The sequence below is a fragment of the Burkholderia lata genome (assembly GCF_902499335.1).
In the GTDB taxonomy this organism is placed as follows: Bacteria; Pseudomonadota; Gammaproteobacteria; order Burkholderiales; family Burkholderiaceae; genus Burkholderia; species Burkholderia lata_B.
The window spans coordinates 1-24,692 of sequence record NZ_CABVQK010000007.1 but is presented as its reverse complement, the minus strand read 5'-3'; the positions used below and the strand labels follow the sequence as shown (position 1 = coordinate 24,692).

Genomic DNA, 24,692 nt, shown 5'->3' with positions numbered 1-24,692 from the left:
CGCGGCCGGCACCGGTCAGCGGCGCACCGTGATGCCCTGATCGATCGTTCCGTACATCTCGAGGCTGCCGCCGCGCTCGCCGGTCGCGCCACCGCCCTGCGCACAGGCCGTGCAGACGAGCGCGGCCGCCAGCAAACAGAAAATCGTCTTCATCGTTGCATCGTGTCACGTGCGGCAGCCCGCTGCTGCCGCTTTCGGCCATTCTACGCGCGCGCCGCAAGCGGCCGCAGCCTAGTTCCGCCGCATCGACCGCGCGCGCGCCACTGCATCCGACATTTCAGCCAAAAGCGAAACATCGAATGCGCACGCCCACTACACTGAGGATCATCCCGCCTGACGAGACACGACGATGACCGACCAAGACGACCACCACTTTCCGGGCCTGAGCCGCATCGGCTCGCTGATTGCCGACCCCGGGCGCGCCGCGATGCTGTGGGTGCTGATGGACGGCAGTGCACGGCCGGCTGGCGAACTGACGATGATCGCGGGGTTGTCGCCGTCCGCCGCAAGCGCCCACCTCGCGCGCTTGACCGAAGGCGGCCTGCTCGCGCTCGACGTGCGCGGCCGGCACCGCTACTACCGGATCGCATCGGCCGACATCGCGGCATCGCTCGAGGCGCTCGCGAACGTCGCCCGCGCGGCCGCACCGCATCGCCCGGTTCCGGCGCCGTCCCGCACGGTCCCGGCCGAACTGCGCTATGCGCGCACCTGCTACGACCACATGGCCGGCGAACTTGCGGTGCGCATCTTCGACGGGCTCACCGCGCGCGGCTGGCTGCTTGCCGACGGCGACGCGATCGAGACCACCGAACTCGGCACCCAGGCGCTCGCACAATGGGGCATCGACGTCGCGCAGCAGCGCACGCGCCGGCGCCGCTTCGCGTGCGGCTGCCTCGACTGGAGCGAGCGGCGCTCGCATCTCGGCGGCGCACTCGGTGCGGCGCTGCTCGAGAGCTTCTGCGCGCACGGCTGGATCGAGCGCTCCGCACGGCCGCGCGTGCTGCGCGTCACCGTGCCCGGACAGCAGGTTTTCGACGGGTGGCTTACGTCCGCTTGACGCCTGCATTGCGTCTGCACGACAACGGCGCGCGATCGACAGGTTTTGTTACATCGCGTGCCAATCGACTTACAAAACACAGAGCATTGAAACAGGCCGAGCGGATATTGTGAACTCAACGGCACGAATCGACGCGCCGCGACAATGACGAAGACGCTCATCATGGCCACCCTGTTCACGCTCAAGCGAACCGCCCGCTGCACGCTGCTCGCGTTCGTCGCGCTTGCGGCACTGCCCCCCGCATTCGCGCAATCGGCCGGTGCCCCGCCCTATGCGGCCGCGGCACGGCAACCGGGCGGCGATCCGCCCAGCCGTGTCGCACGACTCAATTACCTGTCGGGCGCCGTGACGACCGAACCGGCCGGCACCGATACGTGGTCGTATGCCGCCGTGAACCGGCCGCTGACGACCGGCGACCAGCTCTGGAACGACGCCGGTGCGCGCTCGGAACTGCACGTCGGCTCGACCGCGGTGCGGCTCGGCGAGTCGACCAGCCTGTCGGTGCTGAACCTCGACGACACGACGACCCAGCTGAAAGTGGGGCTCGGCACCGTGTCGACGCACGTGCGCGATCTGCCGGCCGGCGGATCGTACGAAATCGACACGCCTAACCTCGCGCTCGGCATCACGGGCCCCGGCGACTATCGCGTCGACGTCGCGCCGGACGGCGCGAGCACGACGGTCACGATGCGCAGCGGCAGTGCGACCGTCTACGGGAGCAACGGGCAGTACCCGCTGTCGCCCGGGCAGCAGGTCGTGTTCACGGGCACCGACCTGCAGGTCGCGCAGCAATCCGCCTCCCCGGGGCCCGATGCGCTCGACCAGTGGGCCGCCAGCCGCGACGCGGCCGAGGAGCGCTCGGTGTCGGCCCGCTATGTGTCCCGCGACATTCCCGGCTACCAGGATCTCGACGCGAACGGCACGTGGCGCGAAACCCCGAATTACGGTCAGGTCTGGGTGCCGAACGACACGCCGGCCGACTGGGCGCCGTATCACGACGGCCACTGGATCTGGCAGGCCCCGTGGGGCTGGACGTGGGTCGACGACGCGCCGTGGGGTTTCGCGCCGTATCACTATGGCCGCTGGGCGTACGTGGACGATAGCTGGGCCTGGGTACCGGGCCCGCTGGTCGTCAGCCAGCCGCCGGTCTATGCGCCGGCACTCGTCGCGTTCGTGGGCGGTGGCGGCGGCCCCGACTGGAGCGTCGCGCTCACGGTGGGCGGCGTCGCCGCCGCCGGCTGCGCATGGTTCGCGCTCGGCCCGGGCGAACCGTGGCATCCGGGCTGGGGCGGCTGGAGCCCGCACTACTACGACCGCCTGAACCGCAACATCGTGGTGAACAACGTCAACGTGAACAAGACCGTGAACGTGACGAACATCACCAATATCACCAACATCAACAAGACGTACGTGAACTTCCGCGCGCCGCATGCGATCACGGCCGTGCCGGCGTCCGCATTCGTGCACGGCCAGCCTGTCGCGCACTTCTCGCAGCATGTCGATCCGCAGCAATGGCGCAATGCGCACGTCACGCCGGGTACGCCGGGCATTGCGCCGGTGCGCCAGAGCTTCACGGGCGGACTGCGCAATGCGAGCTATCGTCCGCCGGCGGCGATCGCTCAGCACCCGTACGTCGCAACGCGCAATCCCGCCGTGCCGGCCGCGTATCACGACCAGGCCGCGGCTCACCTCGCACAGCAAGGCGGGCGCGTGCCGGGTGCCGGCGCGCCCGTCGTGAAGACCAACGTGCCGGCCGACTACACGGCTCGTCCGGTCCGCGTTCCGGGCAAGCCGGGCGGCGGCGCATGGGCGATGCACAACGTGCAGCTCGTGAATCCGCACGGCCCCGTCGTGCAGCCGGCTCGTGCGCCTCGCGAAGGCCAGCCGGCCGCCGTGCAGGCCGGGCGGCCGGAGGCACCGATGCCGGGCATGCCGAATGTCGCGCGGCCGGCGAACGGCGAAAACCCCAACGCACCGCGTTTCGCCAACGGCGGCATGCCGCAGGCACCCGGCAACCCGATGCCGCATCAGGCATTCGGGCCCGGCAACGGCGTCCCGCATCCGCCGGTCGCGACCAACAGTCCGTCGGGCATCGGCAATGCGCACGCCGCCGAGGCGCCGTCGCCCGCGTGGATGCAGCCGCACACGCCGATGGAACGTCAACGCCCTGCTCCGCCGACCGCGCTGCATGCCGCAGGACAGAATGCGCTGCCGCCGGTGCGCAGCGCAGCGATCCCGCATCCGGACGGCATGCCGACTGCGCAGGGCGCGCAGCCCGGCAGCCGGAACGAAACGCCGCGTGCACTGCCGCAACCGCGGCTCGACAACACGGCGCAGATTCCGCAGCCGCGTCCGCGCCCCGATTTGCCGACGCCGGCCCAGCATGGGCAACCCCAACCGGAACGGGCGGCTCCTGCGCCACAACCGCGCCCCGAATTCGCGCAACCGTCGCCACACCGCGAAGTCGCTCCGCCACATGTGAACGAGTACCGTCCGCCGGCCCCCGCCGTACATGACATGCCGCGCCCGCAACCGCAGGCGCCGCGCATGGATCCACGGCCGCAACCCGCTCCGCGTATGGAGCCGAGACCGCAACCGGCGCCACGCATGGAGCCGCGCCCGTCGATGCCTGCCCCGCACATGGAACCGCGGCCGCAACCGGCGCCGCGCGTCGAGGCGCCGCACCCGAGTAACCCGCCGCCGCAAGGCGGTCACGAAGAGCGGCATCGCCAGTAAGTGCCGCAAACGTGAAACAAAAAGGCCCGACCGGTATCAGCCGGTCGGGCCTTTTTCCTGCGGGGCGCGGATCGATGCATCCGCGCGGCCCGTCGTGCGCGATCAGACCGCCATCGGCGCGGTCAGCGGCTCGTGGTGGCGGTAGCCGACCAGCGAGAAATCGGACGGCTCGATCTGCTCCAGCCACTCGGGTGCGTAGACGCCCGTCTTCGCGTATTCCGGCACGCGCTCGGCAATCTCGAGCCGCGGGCTGTCGTAAGGCTCGCGCGTAAGCTGGCGCTGCAGCATGTCGAGCTGGTTCTCGTAGATGTGCGCGTCGCCGATGAAGTACGTGAACCAGCGCGGCGTGTAGCCCGTCAGCCGGCCGACGAGCGACAGCAGCGCGGCCCCTTCCGTCAGGTTGAACGGCGTGCCGAGGCCGACGTCATTGCTGCGGATGTACAGGCACAGCGAGATTTCGCGCTTCGTCGCATTCGGCAGGAACTGGTACAGCAGATGGCACGCGGGCAGCGCGATCTCGTCGAGCACGGCCGGATTCCACGCGTGAAACAGGATCCGGCGATCGGACGGGTTCTCCATGATCGTGTCCAGGCACTGGCGCAACTGGTCGATCGCCTTGTACAGCAGCACCTTCGGCGCGCCGTCTTCGTCGAAACGCGTGACGATCCGGAAGCCTCGGCGCGTCGCGTCGGCGATCTGTGCGTCGGCGCCCGCGTCGAGCACCTTGTATCCCGGCCACTGGCGCCATTGCACGCCATACACGTCGCCGAGATCGTCGACGCCCTGGCGATACGGGTTCGCGAGCCACTGCGCGTTCTCGTTCGCGTTCGCGTCCCACACCTTGCAGCCGAGCGCGCGGAAATCGGCCGCGCTGCGCGATGCGCGCAGGAAGCCGACCAGTTCGCCGATCGCGGACTTGAACGCGAGCTTCTTGGTCGTCACGGCCGGGAAGCCTTGCTGCAGGTCGAAGCGCAACATCGCGCCCGGCATGCTGATGGTGCGGATCCCCGTGCGGTTCTCCTGCCAGGTGCCGGTATCGAGAATGGTACGAACGAGATCGAGATACTGTTTCATGCGGGTTCCTTCGGCCGCGAGGGCGGCCGTACCCGCCAATTTTAGCAAGCGTGCTGCGGAAGGCCCGACAACGGCGCCGAAAACCCTGCCAGCGTGTCGCCGCGATCGCGCATGCCGTGCGCGCACATCAGCCGGTAGAGCGTGACGCGCGACACGCCAAGTTCGCGCGCGGCATCCGCGAAACGGCCGCGATGGCGCAACAACGCCTGCTCGATCACCTGCCGTTCGGCCGCCTCACGCGCCTCCAGCAGCGACACGGGCGCGAGCGTCGCAAAGTCGTTCAGCTCGAGATCGGCCGCGGTGATCATCCGGCCCTCCGACATGACGATCGCGCGGCGCACGCGGTTGATCAGTTCGCGCACGTTGCCCGGCCACGAGTAGCCGTACAGCGACGCGACCGCGTCAGGGGAAAAACCGCGCAGGCGACGATGCGCATCGCCCTTGAAACGCTCGAGCATGTGGCGCGCGAGTACCTCGATGTCCTTGCCGCGCGCGCGCAGCGGCGGCTCCTCGATCTTCAGCACGCACAGGCGATGGAACAGGTCCTCGCGGAACCGCCCTTCGCGCAGCGCCGCCTCCATGTCCACGTGCGTCGCGCAGATCACGCGCACGTCGACGGGCACCGACACATGGGCACCCAACCGCTCGATCTTGCCTTCCTGCAGGAAGCGCAACAGGCTTGCCTGGCTTTCGAGCGGCAAGTCGCCGATCTCGTCGAGAAACAGCGTGCCGCCGTTGGCGGCCTCGACGCGACCGATCTTGCGTTGGTTCGCGCCGGTGAACGCGCCGCGCTCATAGCCGAACAGCTCGGCCTGCAGCAGCGTCGACGGAATCGCGCCGCAGTTGATCGCGATGAACGGCGCCTGCGCGCGCGACGAGCGTTCGTGAATCGCGACCGCCGTCAACTCCTTGCCGGTACCCGATTCGCCGGAGATGAACACCGGCGCGTCGGTCGCCGCGACACGGCGTATCGTCCTGAAGAGACCGAGCATCGCATCGCAGGTCCCGACCATTTCGCCTTCGCTGCGTCCCGCGCCGACAGGCGGCGCAACGGGCTCGGTCAGCGCGATCATGCCGTGCGCATGACCGACGGTCTCGACGATCCGCGCCGTCTCGTACGGCATCGTCACGTAGTCGAAACAGTAGTCGCGAATGAGATGGCGCAGCGTGGCGTCCTGCAACTGGCCACGGCGCGTCGCAGCGATCCAGCCGATGTGCTGAATGCTCAGACAAGATTCGAGTTCGCGCAGGTCCGAGGGCTTGAAGCCCGGCGAAAAATCGAGCAGCCCGGCCGTTGCAACGCCATGCTGTACGACGCGTCGTACGTCCCGCACGGTTTCCGCGAGATCGACACGCCAACCGCATTCGTCGAAATGGCCGCGCAACGCGTCGTTCGGTTCGCGCGAATAGTAGATCACGTGCCGCTGATCGGCGCCCATATGCTCACCCCGTTCATCAACCGTCTAACGATTGCCGTGCACGCCAGGTCACGTGCGAAAGGATCGAATCGGGTCAGCCGAAGGCGGCTCGATTCGCCATGCCGATGCGCGGCGACGACAAGGCCTCGCATGATGGCGCTTATCTCGCGTCCAGTTATTTTGATCAAGACAGCTTAGTTATAGGCACTGAATACGACAATCCGATTTCAGCGCAGTGAGCGATACGGCCGAATCGCTCAGGAGGTCGATGCATGTCAATCGTCTGCACATAGCACCTGCGCAGCGATATGTTCTCTCATCAACACGTGCGACGATTTTCGTCCTTGAAGCGTAACGAATGAATCCGCAGAATTCCCGAGCCCCCTCGTTTCACGTCTGAAACATTTTCAGCCGTTTTTAGACACAATTCGCAACGCTTGCGCACGAATCGCAGTCTCTACAACGGTCCCGGCGCGATGGCATGCATTTCGCTGAATACGGAAACCGTCGGAGACAGCGACCATGCGAAAACATCTTTTACTTTCTTTCGTGCCGATGGCCATTGCGGTCGCGGCCGCCGGCCCGCCCACACCCGCACGCGCGGACGAAGGCACGAATCCGGATCGCGCCACGCTCCTTGCCGCAAACGCGCCGAGCATGCAGCACGGCAACGGGTTCGGCATCGTGACCGTGTCGTCACCGAAACCGCTGCAGGCCGGCAAGACTTCGGTGACGCTGTGGGACGAGATCCCGCCGCCCCAATTGCCGCTGCCCATACCGCTCCCGTTGCCGCAGCCGGGCGACGTGCAGCACGCGATGGAAGGCACCGCGCAAGGCAGTACGCATCAGTGATGCCCGAGCCGATCCATTTGATAAGGATCACGTATTGATTTGAGCGGGCCGGACAGCATCGATCAGAGGCCGGTATCGGCGATCTCGCAACACGAAACGGTTTTGTGCTCCGTCCCCCGGCGGGCACTCTTTTTATTCATTCCGTCGCCGCGACGCATTGCCTCGAGCGTCGCGGCGCGCAGCACGGAAAGGCGGATGCGCACACCAGGAACCGGCGCGCGCCGCCGTTCCGGTAGAATCGGCGCCATTCCGGTTTTCCTCTCCCACGACCTTCATGACGACGTTGACCCTGATCGTCGCGCGTGCCCGCAACGGCATCATCGGCCGCGACAACCAGTTGCCCTGGAAACTTCCCGAAGATCTCGCCTTCTTCAAGCGCACGACGATGGGTGCACCGATCGTGATGGGCCGCAAGACCCACGAGTCGATCGGCCGGCCGCTGCCGGGCCGCCGCAATATCGTCGTCACGCGCGACGCGACGCGACGCTTCGACGGCTGCGACACCGTCACGTCGCTCGCCGACGCGCTGGCGCTCGCCGCGCGCGACGGGGTGCCCGAAGCGTTCCTGATCGGCGGCGCCCAACTCTACACGGAAGGCCTCGCACTCGCCGACAAGCTGGTCGTCACCGAGATCGATGCCGACTTCGACGGTGACGCGTCGTTTCCGGCGCCCGACGCCGCGCAGTGGCAGGAAGTGTCGCGCGATGCGCACCAGGCGGCCGCGCCGAACACGTTCGGCTATGCGTTCGTCGTCTACGCGCGCAAGCGCGGCTGACGCGTCGCGCGCCATGAAAAAAGCCCGACCGGCTTACGCCGGTCGGGCTTTTTCGTTTGATGGCGGCCGATGCCGCGCGCCGCTTACTGCCCGGCGATCGTCATCTGCTCGATCAGCACCGAGCCCGTTTCCTTCGTGCCGCGCACGATCGAATCGGCGCCGATCGCGACGATATGCCGGAACATTTCCTGCAGCGTGCTCGCGACGGTGATTTCCTCGACCGGATACTGGATCACGCCGTTCTCGACCCAGAAGCCCGCCGCGCCGCGCGAATAGTCGCCCGTCACGTAGTTGACGCCCTGCCCCATCAGCTCGGTCAGCAGCAGGCCCGTGCCGAGCTTCTTCAGCATCGCGTCGAAATCGTCGCCCGGCTGCGTGCTCGAGCTGCGCAGCGCGAGGTTGTGCGAGCCGCCCGCGTTGCCGGTGGTCTGCGTGCCGAGCTTGCGCGCCGAATAGGTCGACAGGAAGTAGCCTTCGACGACGCCATCCGTGACGACGCTGCGCGCACGCGTGCGCACGCCTTCCTCGTCGAACGGCGCGCTGCCCATCGCACGCGGCACGTGCGGATCCTCGACGACCTGGATGTGCGGCGCGAACACCGGCTTGCCGAGGCTGTCGACGAGGAACGACGTCTTGCGGTACAACGCACCGCCGCTCACCGCCTGCACGAACGCGCCGAGCAGGCCGGCCGCGAGCGGCGCCTCGAACAACACGGGCACCTTGCGGGTGTCGAGACGGCGCGCGCCCATCCGTGCGAGCGCACGCTCGGCCGCGTAACGGCCCACCGCTTCGGGCGCCGCGAGATCGATCGCGCTGCGCTTCGACGAATACCAATCGTCGCGCTGCATGTGACGGCCGCTGCCCGCGATCGGCGCGCATGCGATGTAGTGGCGCGAATACGGGTAGCCGGACAGGAAGCCGCGCGACGTCGCGAGCACGAACTGCGAATGCTGGGCCGACACGCTCGCGCCTTCCGAATTGCGGATCTGCGGGCTGACCGCGAATGCGGCGTCTTCCGCGCGGCGGGCAAGCTCGACAGCCTCGTCGGCCGTCAGCGCCCACGGGTGGTACAGATCGAGGTCGCGCGGGTCGGTTTCAAGCAGCTCGGCCTCGGCCAGGCCGGCCGCCTCGTCCTCGGCCGTGAAGCGCGCGATGTTGTATGCAGCGGCAACAGTATCCTTGATCGCGCCCGGCGAGAAATCCGACGTGCTCGCGTTGCCGCGCTTCTTGCCGATGAACACGGTCACACCGACCATCTTGTCGCGGTTGTGCTCGATCGTTTCGACTTCGCCGCGGCGCACCGACACCGACAGGCCGTCGCCCTCGGAGATTTCGGTCGCGGCATCCGTCGCGCCGAGCGCCTTCGCATGGCGAAGGATGTCGGAGGCGATTTCTTTGAGCTGGTCCTGCGTGTGCGGGAAATAGCGCGCTTGTACGTCGAGATTGGCTGCCATCGTCTGGATATCCGGTGGCGGGCGGGCGCCCGCATGTTCAAAATGTTGCGTATCCCGCGATCATAGCAAGGTCCGGGGCCGGACACCGACAAGCTTGGGGTGTCCGCGGCGCGATACAATGCCGTCCATGACACGCAAAACCCGAATCCAGCCGATCGAGCATGCCGCCGAAGACGACGACAATGGCTACGATCGCCCCAGCAAATCCCAGTTGAAGCGCGAGATGCACGAGTTGCAGGTGCTCGGCCAGGCGCTCGTCGATCTGCCGAAGGACGCCCTCAAGCGCATGCCGATGCCCGAAAGTCTCGCGGACGCCGTTCGCGAGGCACGCCGGATCACCGATCACGAAGGCAAGCGCCGCCAGCTCCAGTACGTCGGCCGCGTGATGCGCTCGCTGACGGACGACGAAACGGCCGCGCTGCGCACTGCACTCGACGCACAACGCGGCGTGAACAAGGCTGCAACGGCCCGCCTGCACTGGATCGAGCGCACGCGCGACCAGTTGCTCGCCAACGACGACGCGCTGACCGAATTCCTGCGCCAGCACCCGGAAGCGGATATCCAGGAAGGCCGCACGCTGATCCGCAATGCACGCAAGGAAGCGCAGCAAGGCAAGCCGCCGCGCTATTTCCGCGAGCTGTTCCAGTGGATCAAGACCGCCAGCGGCACGCCCGATGCGGGTGACGATGCGCCGGACGACACTGAAGACGACCATGACGACGAAGCGTAACCACCCGGACGAGCTCGTCGTCGGCCTCGTGTCGATCAGCGACCGCGCGAGCACGGGCGTCTACGAGGACAAAGGCATTCCGGCACTGCAGGAGTGGCTCGCCGGTGCGCTCACGTCGCCGTGGCGCGCCGAAACGCGCCTGATCCAGGACGATGCGCCCACGATCTCCGCCACGCTCGCCGAGCTGGTCGACGTCGCGGGGTGCGATCTCGTGCTGACGACGGGCGGCACGGGCCCCGCGCGCCGCGACGTGACGCCCGAGGCCACGCTGGCCGTGGCGACGAAGGAAATGCCGGGATTCGGCGAACAGATGCGGCAGATCAGCCTGAATTTCGTGCCGACCGCGATCCTGTCGCGACAGGTCGCGGTGATCCGCGAGACAGCCGACCATGCGGCGCTGATCATCAACCTGCCCGGCCAGCCGAAGTCGATCCGGGAAACGCTCGAAGGGCTGCGCGATGCCGACGGCCAGTCGACCGTGCCCGGCATTTTCGCCGCGGTGCCCTACTGCATCGACCTGATCGGCGGCCCGTACATCGAGACCGACGCCGCGGTGGTCGCGGCGTTCCGGCCGAAAAGCGCTCGGCGCTGAGCCCGGCGCGGAGCCTTTACCCAGCGCTGAGCGCGTGCCGGCCCGCTCAGGCGGCCGGCGCGGATTCGTCTGCCGAAGCCGATGCGGCCGGAATCAGGAAATGCTCACGGTAGTACTTCAGCTCGTCGATCGACTCGTGGATGTCCGCGAGCGCCGTGTGCATCGCGCGCTTCTGGAAGCCCTTGTAGATCGCGGGCTGCCAGCGGCGGCACAGCTCCTTGAGCGTGCTGACGTCGAGGTTGCGGTAGTGGAAGAACCGCTCGAATTCGGGCATCCAGCGCGCCATGAAGCGGCGGTCCTGGCAGATCGAGTTGCCGCACATCGGCGACTTGCCGGGCGACACGTACTGCGCGAGGAATGCCTGCAGTTGCTCGGCGGCTTCCGCCTCGGTCACGGTCGACGCGCGCACGCGGTCAATCAGGCCCGAGCGGCCGTGCGTCGACTTGTTCCAGTCGTCCATCTTCGCGAGCGTTTCGTCACTCTGGTGGATCGCGAACACGGGGCCTTCGACGGCGATGTCGAGCGTGGAATTGGTCACGACGACCGCGATCTCGATGATGCGGTCGTTATCCGGGTCGAGGCCCGTCATCTCCATATCGAGCCAGACGAGGTTCAACTCGTTGCGCACGAGCGCGGGCTGGCTGGTGGAAGCGGCGGTATCGGTCATGAGTCATCCTGGAAAATGGCGGACGGCGCGCGGCGCCGCCCGGGCGGCCGGCATCGCATCAGCGGGCCCGGTCCGCAAGAACATATAATTCTCGCATAGAACCCTTTGGCGCCTTCGATGTCACCCTTTTCGTTCACCCTGCTGTTCGCGCTCGCCGTGCTCGCGATGGTCGTCACCAAGCTGTGGCTCGCGTCGCGGCAGATCCGCTTCGTCGCGGCGCACCGCAACGGCGTCCCCGCGCAATTCAGCGCAACTATCCCGCTGACCGCCCACCAGCGCGCGGCCGACTATACGGTCGAGCGCACCCGGCTGACGATGCTCGAGATCGTCGTCAGCGCGGCCGTGCTGGTCGGCCTCACGCTGCTCGGCGGCGTCGGCGCGCTCGACACGCTGCTCACCGGCTGGCTCGGCCGCGGCTACGGGCAGCAGGTCGCGCTCGTCGCTGCGGTGCTCGTGATCACGAGCGTCATCGACATCCCGTTCGAGTACTACCGCCAGTTCGGAATCGAACAGCGCTTCGGCTTCAACCGGATGACGAAGCGGCTGTTCTTCACCGACATGTTGAAAAACTCGCTGCTCGGCGCCGCGCTCGGCCTGCCGCTGCTGTTCGTCGTGCTGTGGCTGATGAACCAGGCCGGCAGCCTGTGGTGGCTGTGGACCTGGATCGTCTGGGTCGCGTTCCAGATGCTCGTGCTGCTGATCTACCCCACCTTCATCGCACCGATCTTCAACAAGTTCGAGCCGCTGAAGGACGACGCGCTGCGCGCGCGCATCGAGTCGCTGATGAAGCGCTGCGGCTTTGCGGCGAAGGGGCTGTTCGTGATGGACGGCAGCCGCCGCTCCGCGCACGGCAACGCGTACTTCACGGGCTTCGGCGCGTCGAAGCGGATCGTGTTCTTCGACACGCTGCTCGCGCGCCTGTCCGGCCAGGAAATCGAGGCCGTGCTCGCGCACGAACTCGGCCACTTCAAGCGCCGCCACGTGATGAAGCGCATGCTCGTGTCGTTCGTGCTGAGCCTCGTGCTGCTCGCGCTGCTCGGCTGGCTGGCGCAACGCACGTGGTTCTATACGGGGCTCGGCGTCACGCCGTCGCTCGACACGAGCAACGCGGGTGCCGCGCTCGTGCTGTTCTTCCTCGCGATTCCCGTGTTCCTGTTCTTCGCGACGCCGTTCGGCAGCCTCACGTCGCGCAAGCACGAATTCGAGGCCGACGCGTTCGCGGCCAGCCAGACCGATGCGCAGGATCTCGTCAGCGCACTCGTCAAGCTCTATGAGGACAACGCGTCGACGCTGACGCCCGACCCCGTCTACACGGCCTTCTACTACTCGCATCCGCCTGCGTCGCAGCGGATCGACCGCTTGCTGCAGCACGCATGAGCCGCCCGACCTCCCGCAAGCCGGCCCCGCGTGCGTCGAACGCGCAACGGGTCGAAGGCCGCGTGATCGCGGCGCACGGGCGCCACTACATCGTCGCACCCGACGACGGCGGCCCGATGCTGCAGTGCTTCCCGCGCGGCAAGAAGAGCGATATCGCTGTCGGCGACCGTGTCGCGTACGAACTCGCATCGGCCGACCAGGGCGTCATCGTCGAGATCGGCGAGCGGCGCAACCTGCTGTACCGTTCGGACCAGTTCAAGTCGAAGCTGTTCGCGGCCAACCTCGACCAGCTGCTGATCGTGCTCGCGACCGAGCCCTACTTCAGCGAGGACCTGCTCGGCCGCGCGCTGATCGCCGCCGAGGCGAACGAGCTGAAGCCGCTCGTCGTGCTGAACAAGATCGACGTCGAAGCCGCGCTGCCGGTCGCGCGCGAGCGCCTCGCGCCGTACCGCGCACTCGGCTACGACGTGCTCGAGCTGTCGGTGAAGGGCTCGCCCGACGATGCGCGCGCACAACTGATGCCGCACCTTACCGGGCATTCGACGATCCTGCTCGGCCAGTCCGGGATGGGCAAGTCGACGCTCGTGAACCTGCTCGTTCCCGATGCCGAAGCCGCCACGCGCGAGATTTCGGCCGCGCTCAACAGCGGCCGTCACACGACGACGTTCACGCGCCTCTACCCATTGCAGGGCGGCGGCGCGCTGATCGATTCGCCGGGCTTCCAGGAATTCGGCCTCTACCACCTCACGGAAGGCCGTCTCGAGCGCGCATTTCCGGAGTTCCGGCCGCTGCTCGCCGACTGCCGTTTCTATAATTGCCATCATCTGCACGAACCTGGCTGCGCGATTCTGGAAGCCGTCACCGACGGCCGCATCGCACCGTCGCGGCATGCGCTGTACGCGCAGCTCGTGCACGAGGCGAGCCAGATCGTCCGCTGATCGCGCGGCACGCGCGCGACGGCCAGCCGGTGCCATGCGGGCCGGCTTTCACCGACAGGAGCCGCGATGCGTTTCAAGGCACCCAATCTCGCGACGGCGCAGCATTGGGCCAACGTGCTTCAGGTGGCCGGCATCGGTTGCGAGCTGCACAACTGCTACGCGACCGGCGCGCTCGGCGGCCTGCCCGCCGACGCGTGCACGCCGGAGCTGTGGCTCGACGACGAACGCGACGACGCGCTCGCGCGCCGGCTCCTCGATGCCGCGTCGCACGGCCCGTCGGCCGGCGCCGCGCCGTGGCGCTGCCGGCAGTGCGGCGAGGCGCTCGAAGCCCAGTTCACCGCGTGCTGGCAATGCGGCGCCATACGCGACCCGCTCGACGACTGATCCACAGCAAAAAGGCCGGCTTCAAGCCGGCCTTTTGCCTTTCATCGGGTACCGCACTGCCCCGTCACGACACCCAGACGGCGAGCGTCAGCATCAGCAGCAGAATCATCCACAGGATCACCGCGCGCCAGACGAGGCCAACCGCGGATTGCAGCGTGCGCGGCGTGCAATCGTCACCGACTGTCAGCGGACCGCTGTCGCCGACTGCCAGCGCATCGAGGCTCGACGGTTCCGCGAGCGGCCCCGCGAGGCGTGCGCCGAGCGCTCCGCTGCCGGCTGCCAGCAGGACGCCATCGTTCGGATCGGGCCACTGGCGCGTGTGGTTGCGCCACGCGTAGATCGCGTCCTCGAAATTGCCGACGATCGCGAAGCCGAGCGCGGTCAATCGCGAGGGAATCCAGTCGATCACGAAGAACGCGCGCTGCGCGAACGTCGAGAAAGCCGCCGTGCGGTCGTCGCCCGGCGTCGACCAGCTGCGCGCGAGGTACTCGGAAATCCGGTACAGCACGGCGCCGGCCGGGCCGATCGGCAGCACATACCAGAAGAACACGCCGAACACGTGGCGATGCGATGCGACAACGGCGTGAATCAGCGTATGGCGGACGATTTCGCCGACCGGCATGTCGACCGTGTCGATGCCCGTCCACTCGTGCAGGATTTCGCGCGCACGCGGCACGTCGTCGTTGTTGAGCGCGAGGTGGATATCGGTGAAGTAGTGGCTGAACTGGCGGAAGCCGAGCGTGAAATACACGACGACGACGTTCCAGATGAATGCGAGCACGAAGCTCACCTTGTACAGCAGGAAATAGATCAGCGCGACGATCAGCACCCACGGCAGCACGACCGCGAGCCAGGCAAGGATGCCGTGCTTCTGCTTGCCTGCGTCGAGACCATGCGCGACGGTTTCCGCATGAAACTGGAACAGCGCGAACACCGGATTGTTCGGCGACAACGCGCGGACCTGTTCGATGATGAGGGCGAGGAGAACCGAAAAGAAAGTCATGCGTGGCGCCGTCTTCGGAGTTATGTCATTTTTTGCATAACGATAGCACAGCGTAAGCACCGGATGGCTGCCGGTGCGGTCGCCCGGCGGCCTGCCGCGCGCCCTGGACGCCGTGCGCGCCTAGCCGGCGGCCAAGAAGCGGTACAGATTGCGCAACATGCCGGCAGTTGCGCCCCAGATGAAGTAATGCCCGCCGGGTTCGCCGTTCGGATAGGGCATCGCAAAAAAACGACGCTCGCCGCCTTCCCAGCGGAACACCCGGACCTGATGGTTCGCGGGATTCATCAGGAACGCGAGCGGCACCTCGAAAATCTCGGCGACTTCGAACGTGTCGGCCTGCACGGTGAACGGCGGATGCACGAGGCCGACCACCGGCGTCACGCAAAAGCCGGTGCCGGTCAGGTAGTCGGGTAGCGCACCGAGGATCTCGACACGCTCGTCTGCCAGTCCGATCTCTTCCTTCGCCTCGCGCAACGCGGTTGCCGTTGCATCGTGATCGAACGGCTCGCGACGACCGCCGGGGAAGCTGATCTGTCCGGCGTGGTCGTTCAGGTGGTCGGCGCGCTGGGTCAGCAACATGGTGAGGCCGGACTCGCGGACGACAAGCGGCACGAGGACGGCCGCGCTACGCGGATCGATGCCCTCCTGCAGCCTCGCTTCGCCCGGCTCGACGCTCCATTCGAGCGTGCGCGCGAAACGGCCGCGCAGCCCGGACGGCGTCATCAGGCTGGAGTCGATGGCCGGCAGGCCGGCGCTGGTGCCTTCAACCGGCAATACTTCGGGATCGATGATGGGGCGGCGATTCAATGGGACTCTCGAGTTCGTGTCGTATCGAGCATATTGTCGCGCCAGAATGAAAAAAGCACCCGGGTGGGTGCTTTTTCCTTACAGCTCTTACTCTTGGGAAGCTGCTGCGGCGCGATCCTTCGACACCAGCTTTTCCTTGATACGAGCCGACTTGCCCGAACGCTCGCGCAGGTAGTACAGCTTCGCACGACGCACATCACCGCGGCGCTTCACGACGATGCTTGCCAGCAGCGGCGAGTACGTCTGGAACGTACGCTCGACGCCTTCGCCCGACGAGATCTTGCGAACGATGAAGTTCGAGTTCAGGCCACGGCTGCGAATCGCGATCACGACGCCTTCGTAAGCCTGAACGCGCTTGCGGGTACCTTCAACCACGTTCACGTTCACGATCACCGTGTCGCCCGGGGCGAATTCGGGGATCGTCTTGCCGGCGAGCGCGCGCTCGATTTCTTCCTGCTCAAGTTTTTCGATCAGATTCATTACTGACTCCTTATGCCATCGTGTCGGCGTTGGCACCCGCCTGCTTCCAGGCCTGGCCCCGATAGAGGATGGATTCACATCAGGCACCGCGCACGCATGCGCGGCACCGCCAATTCCCGCCCGCGACGCCGCCTCAGGAGGCGTTCTTCGCTTCGCGTGCGAGGTTCGCAAGCCATGCCTCGTCGGCACGACTCAACAACTTCTCGCGGCGCGCCCGGACGATCAGGTCCGGCCGCTTCCGCAACGTATTCCGCAATGCTTCCTGCCGCCGCCACCGCTCGATCTCGGCATGATGCCCGCCGAGCAGCACGTCCGGCACGCGCACGCCGTCGTATTCCTCAGGGCGCGTGTAGTGCGGACAATCGAGCAGGCCGTCAGCGAAACTGTCCTGCACGGCCGACAGCGAATCGTTCAGCACACCGGGCAGCAACCGCACGACGGCATCCATCATCGCCATCGCCGGCAATTCTCCGCCGGACAGGACGAAATCGCCGAGGCTGATTTCCTCGTCGACGCAACGATCGAGCAGGCGCTGGTCGATCGCTTCATAGCGGCCGCACAGCACGACGACACCGGGTTCCTGCGCCATCCGCACCGCACGATCGTGCGTGAGCGGCGCACCCTGCGGCGACATCATCACCACACGCGTGCTTGCGATACCCTGTTCCGCCTGTGCCGCTTTCGCGGCATCGATCGCGGCTTCGAGCGGCCTGGCCAGCATCACCATGCCCGGACCGCCGCCGTACGGACGATCGTCGACCGTGCGGTAGTTGTCCGTCGTGAAATCACGCGGGTTCCAGGTGCGCAGCCCGAAGCGCCCTTGCTTGACGGCCCGGCTGGTGATCCCCCAGTCGGTCAGTGCACGGAACATCTCGGGAAAGAGCGTGACGACGTCGAACTGCACCGCGCTCTCGTTAACCTGGTTCATTTCAGTAATCGGCTTCCCAGTCGACGACGATGCGACGCGCCGCCTGATCCACCGTTTTGACGTATACGCCGACGAACGGAATCAACCGCTCGTCGGTAGTCGGCTGACCGTCTTTGCCGGTCGCCGGATACTCGACACGCATGATCGAATGCACGCCATTGTCGATCATCCCGCTCACCTTCCCGAGTGCCACCGATTGCTCGTTGACGACGTCGAGACCGATCAGGTCGACCCAATAGAATTCGTCCGCGGTCAATGCCGGGAAATCTTCCCGGCGCACGAACACGCGAAAGCCGCGCATGGCGAGCGCGGCATCGCGGTCGCTGACGCCCGCGGTTTGCGCAACGACGGTGTCGCTGTGCGTCTTCGACTGCATGACGCGGACGGAAAGCCGCTCCGCACCACGTTCCAGCCACCAGCGGCGCGCGTTGAGCAGCGCATCGCCACCGCGACCGGCGTCGGCATGCGCCGCCACCTTGACCCAGCCCTTCAGGCCATAGGCGTCGACCACCGCCCCGACCTCGACGGCATCGTCGGGCCAGGCTTGCGCCACTTCGAGACTACCCTGCTCGGCAGCCTGACCGGCGTTCGCGACAGCGTCGCGCTCGACCGGCTTGCGGACGAATGCGCCAAACGACGCACGCCCGCGCCTTGCATTACCGGAATCGTGACCCGCCATCTAATGCACCTCACAGCCGGCACGACCGGCACACCGTGCCATGTTAGGCAGCCGGTTGCGCCTTTTGCGCTTCCTTCACGAGACGCTGGACGGTCGGCGACAGTTGCGCGCCAACGCCTTGCCAGTACGTCAGGCGATCCTGAGCGATACGCAGCGATTCGCCCTTCGTGGCGACCGGGTTGTAGAAGCCGACGCGCTCGATGAAGCGGCCGTCACGACGGTTGCGCGAATCGGTAGCAACGATGTTGTAGAACGGGCGCTTCTTCGAGCCGCCACGAGCCAGACGGATGATAACCATATGATGTCCTTCGGGAAAACCGGGTTCGAAACTACTGAAACACGCGATTATAGCCGGAAACCAGAGGTACAACAAACACTTACGCGTAAAAAATCCACGGGCGGCCTGTCCGCCGGGCATACAATCGTCGTGTCCGGGACGTTCCACACAGTCATGCCGCCCCTTCGCGCCGCCTCGACGCGCCGTGCTCAGCCCCGTTTCGCGGCGCTGCTTGCCGGCCTTGCCTGCCTCGCGTCCGCACCGGCGATTGCCGCGCCGTTGCCGGTGGGCGAACTCGTCGTGCCGTCCGGCTTCCACGTCGAAGTGCTGACCGACGCGGTACCGACCGCCCGCGAAATGGCGTGGTCGCCGCGCGGCATCCTGTATGTCGGCACGCGGGAAGGCCGCGTGCATGCGCTCGTGATGCACGAGGGCCGGATCAGCGCGCGCTACGTGATCGCGTCCGGGCTCGACATGCCGGTCGGGGTCGCCTACCGTGACGGCGCACTCTATATATCAGCCGTATCGCGCATCCTGCGTCTCGATCATATCGACGACCGGCTCGCCACGCCGCCCGCACCTGCCGTCGTCACCGACGCGCTGCCGACCGAACACCATCACGGCTGGAAATTCATCGCGTTCGGCCCCGACGGCAAGCTGTACGTGCCGACCGGTGCGCCGTGCAACGTCTGTCTCGCCAACCGCAGCCGCTACGCGATCATCGCACGCATGAAAACAGACGGCAGCGGGAGTGAGGTGGTCGCCCGCGGCGTACGCAATACGGTCGGCTTCGCGTGGCACCCCGATTCGGGCGAACTGTGGTTTACCGACAATGGGCGCGACATGATGGGCGACGACGTGCCCGACGACAAGTTGAACCGCGCACCGCGCGCCGGCCTCGACTTCGGTTTCCCGTACTGCCATGGCGGCGACACGCCCGACCCCGAATTCGGCGGCGCCGACGTATGCCGCCGCTATGTGCCGCCCGTGCTGAAATTGGGCGCGCATGTCGCGGCACTCGGCATGCGCTTCTATACGGGGCCGATGTTTCCGGCGTCGTATCGCAATAACGTGTTCATCGCCGAACATGGCTCGTGGAACCGCAGCACGAAGGTCGGCTACCGCGTGATGCGCGTGGTCGTCTCGGCGGACGGCAGCCAGGCGCGCCAGACCCCATTCGTCACGGGCTGGCTACGCCCCGACGGCACGGTATGGGGCCGCCCCGCCGACGTGCTGCCGCTGCCGGATGGCTCGCTGCTCGTCAGCGACGACTACGCGGGGGCGATCTACCGCGTGACCTATGCGGCACCTTGACGCAGTACAGGGGTGACCGGGCCCGACCGGGCATCGTAGAATGCGTGCCGGGCCGCGCGCCCGCGCCGGCCCGCCGGCCACCCATGCCAACGACAATACGCCGCCATCCATGTCCAGCAGCACCGCACCGTCCCGCCGCTTTCGCTCCAAGACGCTCACCGCCGCCCTCGCGTTCCTGCTCGGATCGCTCGGCGCGCACCGCTTCTATCTGTATGGCTTGCGCGACGTGTACGGCTGGGCACACCTGCTGGCGACGATCGTCGGCATCCCGGGCTTCCTCTTGCTCGCCGCGACCCAGCGCAGCGCCGGCCTCGGCTGGTGGCTCGCGGTACCCGGCGCAATCTCGTTGCTGGCAGCATTCCTCGCCGCGCTCGTCTACGGGCTGCGTCCCGACGAAAAATGGGACGCGCAATTCAACGCGGAAACGGGCAAGCACAGCAAGTCGGGCTGGACCGTGATCTTCGTGGTGATCTTCTCGCTGCTGATCGGCGCGTTCCTGCTGATGACCGCACTCGCGCTGTCGTTCCAGACGTATTTCGAGTCGCAGGTCGAAGCGGCCAAGCAGATTTCGCAGTAAGCGTAACGACCGCGACGAACCGGCACCCTGCACCGTTTCAACACGCCAGTCAGAACAGGTTCAATTGCATGTCGTCACGCGACTGCGTCGACCGCGCGCCAACTGAACGAACGGCAACGCGCGGCGCCGGCGCCGCGGCGGCCGGCGCACCGCGAAACTGCGACAGATCGAGAATGCCGTTCGTGCGCTCGTTCAGCCCGAGCCGCTTGACGGCCTGGCGAAAGCGCTGCCGCAGCAGGTCGGCCCAGATCCCCTCGCCTTTCATCCGTTTCGAGAAATCCGAGTCGTAGTCTTTGCCGCCGCGCATGTCGCGCACACGGTTCATCACGCGTTCCGCCCGGTCGGGAAAATGCGCGGCAAGCCAGTTCTTGAACAGCGGCGCGACTTCCCACGGCAGCCTCAGGATGATGTAGCTCGCGTACGTTGCGCCGGCTTCCGCGCACGCCTCGAGTACGCGCTCCATATCGGGCTCCGTGACGAACGGAATCATCGGCGCAATGCTCACGCCGACCGGCACGCCCGCCTCGCTCAGCGCACGAATCGTACGCAACCGTCGCGCCGGTGTTGCCGCGCGCGGCTCGAGCGTGCGCGCGAGATCGGCATCGAGCGTCGTGATCGTGACCGCCGCCATCACCTGCCCGCGTTCGGCCATCGGCGCGAGCAGGTCGAGATCGCGCTCGATCAGCGACGACTTCGTGATCGCGGCGAACGGTAACCCGCGATCGTGCATCACCTGGATCACGCTGCGCGTGATGCGCAGGTCGCGCTCGACCGGCTGATAGGCGTCGGTATTGACGCCGAGCGCGATCGGCTCCGGTACGTAGCGCTTGCGCGAAATCTCGCGCTCGAGCAGTTCGGCCGCATTGACCTTCGCATAGATGCGGCTTTCGAAATCGAGCCCAGGCGACAGGCCGAGATAACTGTGCGTCGGCCGTGCGAAGCAGTAGATGCAACCATGCTCGCAGCCTCGATACGGATTGAGCGATACGCTGAATGGAATGTCGGGCGACTGATTGTGCGTCAGGATGCTCTTCGCACGCTCCTCGAATACTTGCGTGCGCAGCGGCGCGGGGAAATCGGCATCGTCCGACTCGTGCGTCCAGCCATCATCGACCGCTTCACGCTGCGCGATCTCGTATCGCCCCTGCAGGTTGTCGACCGCACCGCGCCCCTTGCGGGGCACGGGCGGCGCTACCGGAAATTCGTTGTCGGATCGATCGTCCACGTGCCCACCCATTCGCCTGCGCCCAATACTGTACATTTATACAGTATTGGGCGCAGCATGCCAAGGGCGGGATAAAGGGCCCGACGTCCTCCTGCGGCCGCGTCAGTCACCCACTGCGATCGTCAGCGTTTCCTTGATTTCTTCCATCACGACATAGCTCTTCGACTGCACGGCGCCGGGCAACTGCAGCAGGATGTCGCCGAGCAGCTTCCGGTAGTCGGCCATCTCGCCAATCCGCGCCTTGATCAGGTAGTCGAAATCACCAGACACCAGATGGCATTCGAGCACCTCGTCGATCTTCATCACTTCCCGGCGGAATTGCTCGAACATGTTGCCGCCCTTGTGGCCGAGCGTGATCTCGACGAACACCAGCAGCGCGGCATCCAGCTGGTGCGGATCGACCCGCGCGTGATAGCCGGTGATCACGCCATCCCGCTCCATGCGCCGGACACGCTCGATACACGGCGTGACGGTCAGTCCGACCTGTTCCGCGAGGTCTTTCATCGCCATCCGGCCGTCGTCCTGGAGCAGTTTCAGGATGCGCCGGTCGAGCTTGTCGAGCGAGCGTACTGGCTGACGTTGCGTTCTCATTTGTTTATTCTGAAAACCTGAAAAATACGATAACAAAACCTACACATTCGACAATACCATAGCGCAAAAAACTAGATCAGCTAGAGGTTACACGGAGCCGCAGGTGCGCCCGGCCTCGATCTGGTCCCTTCCATCTGGAGCAGCTATGCGAGTCGTCATTCTGGGCAGCGGTGTGGTGGGCGTGGCAAGCGCGTATTACCTCGCGCGCGCCGGTCATGAAGTCACGGTGATCGACCGGGAAGCCGGCCCGGCGCTCGAGACGAGCTTCGCGAACGCAGGCCAGATCTCCCCTGGCTATGCCGCACCGTGGGCCGCGCCCGGCGTGCCGCTGAAGGCCGTCAAGTGGATGTTCGAAAAACACGCGCCGCTCGCGATCCGCCTCGACGGCACGCGCTTCCAGCTCCAGTGGATGTACCAGATGCTGCGCAACTGCACGGCCGAGCGCTATGCAGTCAACAAGGGCCGCATGGTCCGCCTCGCCGAATACAGCCGTGACTGCCTGCAAGCGCTGCGCGCCGATACCGGCATCGAGTACGAAGGCCGCACGGGCGGCACGCTGCAGCTGTTCCGCACGCAGCAGCAACTCGATGGTGCAGCGAAGGACATCGCCGTCCTGCAGGAAGCGAACGTGCCGTTCGAACTGCTGTCGCCGGCCGACCTGAAGAAAGCCGAACCGGCACTCGCCGCCGTCTCGCACAAGCTGACGGGCGGCCTGCGCCTGCCGGGCGACGAAACGGGCGACTGCCAGCTGTTCACGACGCGCCTTGCGGCGCTCGCCGAATCGCTCGGCGTGAAGTTCCGCTACAACACGCCGATCGATGCGCTCGCGATCGCGGGCGGCAAGATCGCCGGCGTGCAGTGCGGCAGCGAGACGGTGCGCGCGGACGCGTACGTCGTCGCACTCGGCTCGTACACGACCAGCTTCATCTCGAACCTGATGAAGATCCCCGTCTATCCGCTGAAGGGCTATTCGATCACCGCACCGATCGTCAACGAAGCGGCCGCCCCCGTGTCGACCGTGCTCGACGAGACCTACAAGATCGCGATCACGCGTTTCGACCAGCGCATCCGCGTCGGCGGCATGGCGGAAATCGTCGGCTTCGACAAGAAGCTGCGCGCCGCGCGCCGCGAAACGCTCGAAATGTGTGTGAACGACCTGTTCCCGGGCGGCGGTGACACGTCGAAGGCAACGTTCTGGACGGGCCTGCGCCCGATGACGCCGGACGGCACGCCGATCGTCGGCCGCACGCCTGTGTCGAACCTGTTCCTGAACACCGGCCACGGCACGCTCGGCTGGACGATGTCGTGCGGCTCGGGCCAGCTGCTCGCAGACCTGATCTCGGGCAAGATGCCCGCGATCCAGGCCGACGACCTGTCGGTGCATCGTTACCTGAAGGACGTGGCCGGCCAGACGCGCCCGGCATACGCATAAGCCGATGACGCCCGCGGCCATACGGGCCGCGACAGGCATCAAAAAGAAAGGCGCCCCGAGGGGCGCCTTTTTCATTTCACCGAATCGTCAGCCGGTCAGAACTGGTCTTCCGTCAACGCGAGCACGCCCTCGTTGCCCTTCGTGCCGACGATCGACGCTTCGAATGCGCCTGCCTGCACCAGCACGTGCTCCGCATAGCATTGCGCGATCGCGATCTTCGCATCGAAGAACGCCGGGTCGCTTGCGCGGTTCGCCTGCGCGGCCACCAGCGCGCGGCCCATCTGCCACCCGCACAGCACCACGCCCGCCAGCTTCAGGTACGGCACGCTGCCCGCGAACACCGCGTTCGGGTCCTGCTTCACGTTCGCCACCACGTAATCGACCACCGACGACAGCGCCTTCGCACCCTTCTCCAGCTGCGCCTTCACCGATGCGGCCGCCGCGCCGTCCAGCTTGCCCAGCGCCGCCACCGTCTCGCCGATCTCCACGATCAGCGCCTTCGCCACCGCGCCGCCGTCGCGCATCGTCTTGCGGCCCACCAGATCGTTCGCCTGGATCGCCGTCGTGCCTTCGTAGATCGCCAGGATACGTGCATCGCGGTAATACTGCGCCGCGCCCGTCTCCTCGATGAAGCCCATCCCGCCGTGCACCTGTACGCCCAGGCTCGCCACGTCGTTCACCATCTCCGTGCTCCAGCCCTTCACCACCGGCACCAGATACTCGTAGATTGCCTGATGACGTGCCCGCGTCGCCTCGTCCGAATGGCGGTGGGCAATGTCGCTGTGCGCGGCGGCCACGTAGGCCAGCGCCCGCGCGCCTTCCGTCAGCGCGCGCATCGTGCCGAGCATGCGGCGCACGTCCGGGTGATGGATGATCGTCACCGACTGCTTGGCCGAGCCGTCCACCGGGCGGCTCTGCACGCGTTCCTTCGCGAATTCCGCGGCCTTCTGGTATGCGCGGTCGGCCACGCCGATCCCCTGCATCCCGACGCCGAAGCGCGCCGCGTTCATCATGATGAACATGTATTCGAGGCCGCGGTTTTCCTCGCCGACCAGGTAGCCGATCGCGCCGCCGTGGTCGCCGTACTGCAGCACCGCCGTCGGGCTCGCCTTGATCCCGAGCTTGTGCTCGATCGACACGCAGTGCACGTCGTTGCGTGCACCCAGCGAGCCGTCGTCATTGACCATGAACTTCGGCACGATGAACAGCGAGATGCCCTTCACGCCTTCCGGCGCGTTCGGCGTGCGCGCCAGCACCAGGTGGACGATGTTGTCCGCCATGTCGTGCTCGCCCCACGTGATGAAGATCTTCGTGCCGAACACCTT

General features: G+C 66.5%; 27 protein-coding genes. 12 read left to right on the top strand and 15 right to left on the bottom strand.

Annotated elements, in window-relative coordinates:
• Window positions 1-15 precede the first annotated feature (15 nt).
• Window positions 16-153, bottom strand: coding sequence for a hypothetical protein (locus BCO18175_RS18130; protein WP_174982982.1), 138 nt, complete (start codon window positions 151-153; stop codon window positions 16-18).
• A 196-nt stretch (window positions 154-349) separates the two neighbouring features.
• Between BCO18175_RS18130 and BCO18175_RS18125 the strand changes: the two genes are divergently transcribed.
• Together BCO18175_RS18125 and BCO18175_RS18120 are read left to right on the top strand one after the other, a co-directional pair.
• Window positions 350-1,057, top strand: a complete 708-nt coding sequence (locus BCO18175_RS18125; protein ID WP_011351374.1) for an ArsR/SmtB family transcription factor — start codon at window positions 350-352, stop codon at window positions 1,055-1,057.
• Between the two features lie 162 nt (window positions 1,058-1,219).
• A complete protein-coding gene (locus BCO18175_RS18120; RefSeq protein WP_174983439.1) occupies window positions 1,220-3,793 on the top strand; it encodes a DUF6600 domain-containing protein in 2,574 nt (857 codons plus the stop codon).
• A gap of 102 nt (window positions 3,794-3,895) precedes the next feature.
• Here BCO18175_RS18120 and BCO18175_RS18115 read toward each other — a convergent pair whose 3' ends face one another.
• Complete coding sequence (locus BCO18175_RS18115; RefSeq protein ID WP_174915619.1) at window positions 3,896-4,867, bottom strand: thymidylate synthase; 972 nt, start codon at window positions 4,865-4,867, stop codon at window positions 3,896-3,898.
• 41 nt (window positions 4,868-4,908) lie between these two features.
• Window positions 4,909-6,306 (bottom strand): sigma-54 dependent transcriptional regulator, encoded by a 1,398-nt coding sequence (locus BCO18175_RS18110; protein ID WP_174982980.1) that lies wholly within the window; start codon window positions 6,304-6,306, stop codon window positions 4,909-4,911.
• 501 nt (window positions 6,307-6,807) lie between these two features.
• Here BCO18175_RS18110 and BCO18175_RS18105 point away from each other — a divergent pair.
• Entirely contained in the window at window positions 6,808-7,137 is a 330-nt protein-coding gene (locus BCO18175_RS18105) for a hypothetical protein (RefSeq protein ID WP_174982978.1), read from the top strand.
• 62 nt (window positions 7,138-7,199) lie between these two features.
• Here the strand turns inward: BCO18175_RS18105 and BCO18175_RS18100 are convergent, their stop codons facing one another.
• Window positions 7,200-7,385: a hypothetical protein gene (locus tag BCO18175_RS18100; protein WP_174982976.1), complete on the bottom strand. Its 186-nt coding sequence runs from the start codon at window positions 7,383-7,385 to the stop codon at window positions 7,200-7,202.
• A gap of 26 nt (window positions 7,386-7,411) precedes the next feature.
• On the opposite strand from BCO18175_RS18100, the gene BCO18175_RS18095 reads away from it, so the two are divergent.
• A complete protein-coding gene (locus BCO18175_RS18095) occupies window positions 7,412-7,912 on the top strand; it encodes a dihydrofolate reductase (protein ID WP_174915615.1) in 501 nt (166 codons plus the stop codon).
• An 83-nt stretch (window positions 7,913-7,995) separates the two neighbouring features.
• On the opposite strand, the gene pmbA is transcribed toward BCO18175_RS18095, so the two are convergent.
• The gene (pmbA, locus tag BCO18175_RS18090) at window positions 7,996-9,366 is read right to left on the bottom strand and encodes a metalloprotease PmbA (protein WP_174915614.1); all 1,371 of its coding nucleotides are present in this window, start codon (window positions 9,364-9,366) and stop codon (window positions 7,996-7,998) included.
• A 127-nt stretch (window positions 9,367-9,493) separates the two neighbouring features.
• Here pmbA and yjgA point away from each other — a divergent pair, with 127 nt between their 5' ends.
• On the top strand, window positions 9,494-10,096 hold the full coding sequence (gene yjgA / locus BCO18175_RS18085) for a ribosome biogenesis factor YjgA (protein ID WP_277403750.1): 603 nt from the start codon (window positions 9,494-9,496) through the stop codon (window positions 10,094-10,096).
• Entirely contained in the window at window positions 10,080-10,688 is a 609-nt protein-coding gene (gene mog / locus BCO18175_RS18080) for a molybdopterin adenylyltransferase (protein ID WP_174915612.1), read from the top strand. The genes yjgA and mog overlap by 17 nt, the downstream gene beginning before the upstream one ends.
• Before the next feature lie 46 nt (window positions 10,689-10,734).
• On the opposite strand, the gene orn is transcribed toward mog, so the two are convergent.
• Entirely contained in the window at window positions 10,735-11,355 is a 621-nt protein-coding gene (gene orn, locus BCO18175_RS18075; protein WP_174982971.1) for an oligoribonuclease, read from the bottom strand.
• 117 nt (window positions 11,356-11,472) lie between these two features.
• Between orn and BCO18175_RS18070 the strand changes: the two genes are divergently transcribed.
• The 3 genes from BCO18175_RS18070 (at window position 11,473) to BCO18175_RS18060 (ending at window position 14,054) form a co-directional block, all read left to right on the top strand.
• The gene (locus BCO18175_RS18070) at window positions 11,473-12,732 is read left to right on the top strand and encodes a M48 family metallopeptidase (RefSeq protein ID WP_174970274.1); all 1,260 of its coding nucleotides are present in this window, start codon (window positions 11,473-11,475) and stop codon (window positions 12,730-12,732) included.
• Entirely contained in the window at window positions 12,729-13,670 is a 942-nt protein-coding gene (gene rsgA, locus BCO18175_RS18065) for a ribosome small subunit-dependent GTPase A (protein ID WP_174915610.1), read from the top strand. Before BCO18175_RS18070 ends, rsgA begins: the two co-directional genes overlap by 4 nt.
• Window positions 13,671-13,736: 66 nt before the next feature.
• Window positions 13,737-14,054: a DUF2007 domain-containing protein gene (locus BCO18175_RS18060; RefSeq protein WP_174915609.1), complete on the top strand. Its 318-nt coding sequence runs from the start codon at window positions 13,737-13,739 to the stop codon at window positions 14,052-14,054.
• 64 nt (window positions 14,055-14,118) lie between these two features.
• Here BCO18175_RS18060 and BCO18175_RS18055 read toward each other — a convergent pair whose 3' ends face one another.
• The 6 genes from BCO18175_RS18055 to rpsP all read right to left on the bottom strand — a co-directional run bounded on the left by BCO18175_RS18055 (window position 14,119) and on the right by rpsP (window position 18,249).
• The gene (locus tag BCO18175_RS18055) at window positions 14,119-15,057 is read right to left on the bottom strand and encodes a CobD/CbiB family protein (RefSeq protein ID WP_021159740.1); all 939 of its coding nucleotides are present in this window, start codon (window positions 15,055-15,057) and stop codon (window positions 14,119-14,121) included.
• A 120-nt stretch (window positions 15,058-15,177) separates the two neighbouring features.
• On the bottom strand, window positions 15,178-15,864 hold the full coding sequence (locus BCO18175_RS18050) for a CoA pyrophosphatase (protein ID WP_174982969.1): 687 nt from the start codon (window positions 15,862-15,864) through the stop codon (window positions 15,178-15,180).
• A gap of 87 nt (window positions 15,865-15,951) precedes the next feature.
• Window positions 15,952-16,344, bottom strand: coding sequence for a 50S ribosomal protein L19 (rplS, locus tag BCO18175_RS18045; RefSeq protein ID WP_174915607.1), 393 nt, complete (start codon window positions 16,342-16,344; stop codon window positions 15,952-15,954).
• 133 nt (window positions 16,345-16,477) lie between these two features.
• Window positions 16,478-17,272, bottom strand: a complete 795-nt coding sequence (trmD, locus tag BCO18175_RS18040; protein WP_174982967.1) for a tRNA (guanosine(37)-N1)-methyltransferase TrmD — start codon at window positions 17,270-17,272, stop codon at window positions 16,478-16,480.
• 1 nt (window position 17,273) lies between these two features.
• The gene (rimM, locus tag BCO18175_RS18035; protein ID WP_174982966.1) at window positions 17,274-17,951 is read right to left on the bottom strand and encodes a ribosome maturation factor RimM; all 678 of its coding nucleotides are present in this window, start codon (window positions 17,949-17,951) and stop codon (window positions 17,274-17,276) included.
• A 43-nt stretch (window positions 17,952-17,994) separates the two neighbouring features.
• Window positions 17,995-18,249, bottom strand: coding sequence for a 30S ribosomal protein S16 (gene rpsP, locus BCO18175_RS18030; protein ID WP_006476550.1), 255 nt, complete (start codon window positions 18,247-18,249; stop codon window positions 17,995-17,997).
• A gap of 153 nt (window positions 18,250-18,402) precedes the next feature.
• Between rpsP and BCO18175_RS18025 the strand changes: the two genes are divergently transcribed.
• Window positions 18,403-19,542, top strand: a complete 1,140-nt coding sequence (locus tag BCO18175_RS18025) for a PQQ-dependent sugar dehydrogenase (protein WP_174982964.1) — start codon at window positions 18,403-18,405, stop codon at window positions 19,540-19,542.
• A gap of 109 nt (window positions 19,543-19,651) precedes the next feature.
• Complete coding sequence (locus tag BCO18175_RS18020; RefSeq protein ID WP_174915603.1) at window positions 19,652-20,119, top strand: NINE protein; 468 nt, start codon at window positions 19,652-19,654, stop codon at window positions 20,117-20,119.
• Window positions 20,120-20,168: 49 nt separating this feature from the next.
• Here the strand turns inward: BCO18175_RS18020 and BCO18175_RS18015 are convergent, their stop codons facing one another.
• Complete coding sequence (locus BCO18175_RS18015; protein ID WP_174982962.1) at window positions 20,169-21,356, bottom strand: PA0069 family radical SAM protein; 1,188 nt, start codon at window positions 21,354-21,356, stop codon at window positions 20,169-20,171.
• A gap of 90 nt (window positions 21,357-21,446) precedes the next feature.
• Window positions 21,447-21,935 (bottom strand): Lrp/AsnC ligand binding domain-containing protein, encoded by a 489-nt coding sequence (locus BCO18175_RS18010; protein ID WP_011351353.1) that lies wholly within the window; start codon window positions 21,933-21,935, stop codon window positions 21,447-21,449.
• A 145-nt stretch (window positions 21,936-22,080) separates the two neighbouring features.
• Between BCO18175_RS18010 and BCO18175_RS18005 the strand changes: the two genes are divergently transcribed.
• Window positions 22,081-23,367, top strand: coding sequence for a D-amino acid dehydrogenase (locus BCO18175_RS18005; protein ID WP_174982960.1), 1,287 nt, complete (start codon window positions 22,081-22,083; stop codon window positions 23,365-23,367).
• A gap of 95 nt (window positions 23,368-23,462) precedes the next feature.
• Here the strand turns inward: BCO18175_RS18005 and BCO18175_RS18000 are convergent.
• Window positions 23,463-24,692: acyl-CoA dehydrogenase (locus BCO18175_RS18000; RefSeq protein WP_174982958.1), on the bottom strand; the 1,230-nt coding region annotated here is incomplete at its 5' end.

Bases quoted from the DNA above. Each gene is read 5' to 3' on its own strand.
- BCO18175_RS18010 (WP_011351353.1), bottom strand. From the start codon at position 21,935: ATGAGAACGCAACGTCAGCCAGTACGCTCGCTCGACAAGCTCGACCGG.
- BCO18175_RS18115 (WP_174915619.1), bottom strand. From the start codon at position 4,867: ATGAAACAGTATCTCGATCTCGTTCGTACCATTCTCGATACCGGCACC.
- orn (WP_174982971.1), bottom strand. From the start codon at position 11,355: ATGACCGATACCGCCGCTTCCACCAGCCAGCCCGCGCTCGTGCGCAAC.
- BCO18175_RS18070 (WP_174970274.1), top strand. From the start codon at position 11,473: ATGTCACCCTTTTCGTTCACCCTGCTGTTCGCGCTCGCCGTGCTCGCG.
- BCO18175_RS18095 (WP_174915615.1), top strand. From the start codon at position 7,412: ATGACGACGTTGACCCTGATCGTCGCGCGTGCCCGCAACGGCATCATC.
- mog (WP_174915612.1), top strand. From the start codon at position 10,080: ATGACGACGAAGCGTAACCACCCGGACGAGCTCGTCGTCGGCCTCGTG.
- rplS (WP_174915607.1), bottom strand. From the start codon at position 16,344: ATGAATCTGATCGAAAAACTTGAGCAGGAAGAAATCGAGCGCGCGCTC.
- trmD (WP_174982967.1), bottom strand. From the start codon at position 17,272: ATGAACCAGGTTAACGAGAGCGCGGTGCAGTTCGACGTCGTCACGCTC.
- BCO18175_RS18055 (WP_021159740.1), bottom strand. From the start codon at position 15,057: ATGACTTTCTTTTCGGTTCTCCTCGCCCTCATCATCGAACAGGTCCGC.
- BCO18175_RS18025 (WP_174982964.1), top strand. From the start codon at position 18,403: ATGCCGCCCCTTCGCGCCGCCTCGACGCGCCGTGCTCAGCCCCGTTTC.
- yjgA (WP_277403750.1), top strand. From the start codon at position 9,494: ATGACACGCAAAACCCGAATCCAGCCGATCGAGCATGCCGCCGAAGAC.
- BCO18175_RS18060 (WP_174915609.1), top strand. From the start codon at position 13,737: ATGCGTTTCAAGGCACCCAATCTCGCGACGGCGCAGCATTGGGCCAAC.
- rpsP (WP_006476550.1), bottom strand. From the start codon at position 18,249: ATGGTTATCATCCGTCTGGCTCGTGGCGGCTCGAAGAAGCGCCCGTTC.
- BCO18175_RS18015 (WP_174982962.1), bottom strand. From the start codon at position 21,356: ATGGGTGGGCACGTGGACGATCGATCCGACAACGAATTTCCGGTAGCG.
- BCO18175_RS18005 (WP_174982960.1), top strand. From the start codon at position 22,081: ATGCGAGTCGTCATTCTGGGCAGCGGTGTGGTGGGCGTGGCAAGCGCG.
- BCO18175_RS18125 (WP_011351374.1), top strand. From the start codon at position 350: ATGACCGACCAAGACGACCACCACTTTCCGGGCCTGAGCCGCATCGGC.
- BCO18175_RS18130 (WP_174982982.1), bottom strand. From the start codon at position 153: ATGAAGACGATTTTCTGTTTGCTGGCGGCCGCGCTCGTCTGCACGGCC.
- BCO18175_RS18020 (WP_174915603.1), top strand. From the start codon at position 19,652: ATGTCCAGCAGCACCGCACCGTCCCGCCGCTTTCGCTCCAAGACGCTC.
- rimM (WP_174982966.1), bottom strand. From the start codon at position 17,951: ATGGCGGGTCACGATTCCGGTAATGCAAGGCGCGGGCGTGCGTCGTTT.
- pmbA (WP_174915614.1), bottom strand. From the start codon at position 9,366: ATGGCAGCCAATCTCGACGTACAAGCGCGCTATTTCCCGCACACGCAG.
- rsgA (WP_174915610.1), top strand. From the start codon at position 12,729: ATGAGCCGCCCGACCTCCCGCAAGCCGGCCCCGCGTGCGTCGAACGCG.
- BCO18175_RS18100 (WP_174982976.1), bottom strand. From the start codon at position 7,385: ATGGCGCCGATTCTACCGGAACGGCGGCGCGCGCCGGTTCCTGGTGTG.
- BCO18175_RS18110 (WP_174982980.1), bottom strand. From the start codon at position 6,306: ATGGGCGCCGATCAGCGGCACGTGATCTACTATTCGCGCGAACCGAAC.
- BCO18175_RS18120 (WP_174983439.1), top strand. From the start codon at position 1,220: ATGGCCACCCTGTTCACGCTCAAGCGAACCGCCCGCTGCACGCTGCTC.
- BCO18175_RS18105 (WP_174982978.1), top strand. From the start codon at position 6,808: ATGCGAAAACATCTTTTACTTTCTTTCGTGCCGATGGCCATTGCGGTC.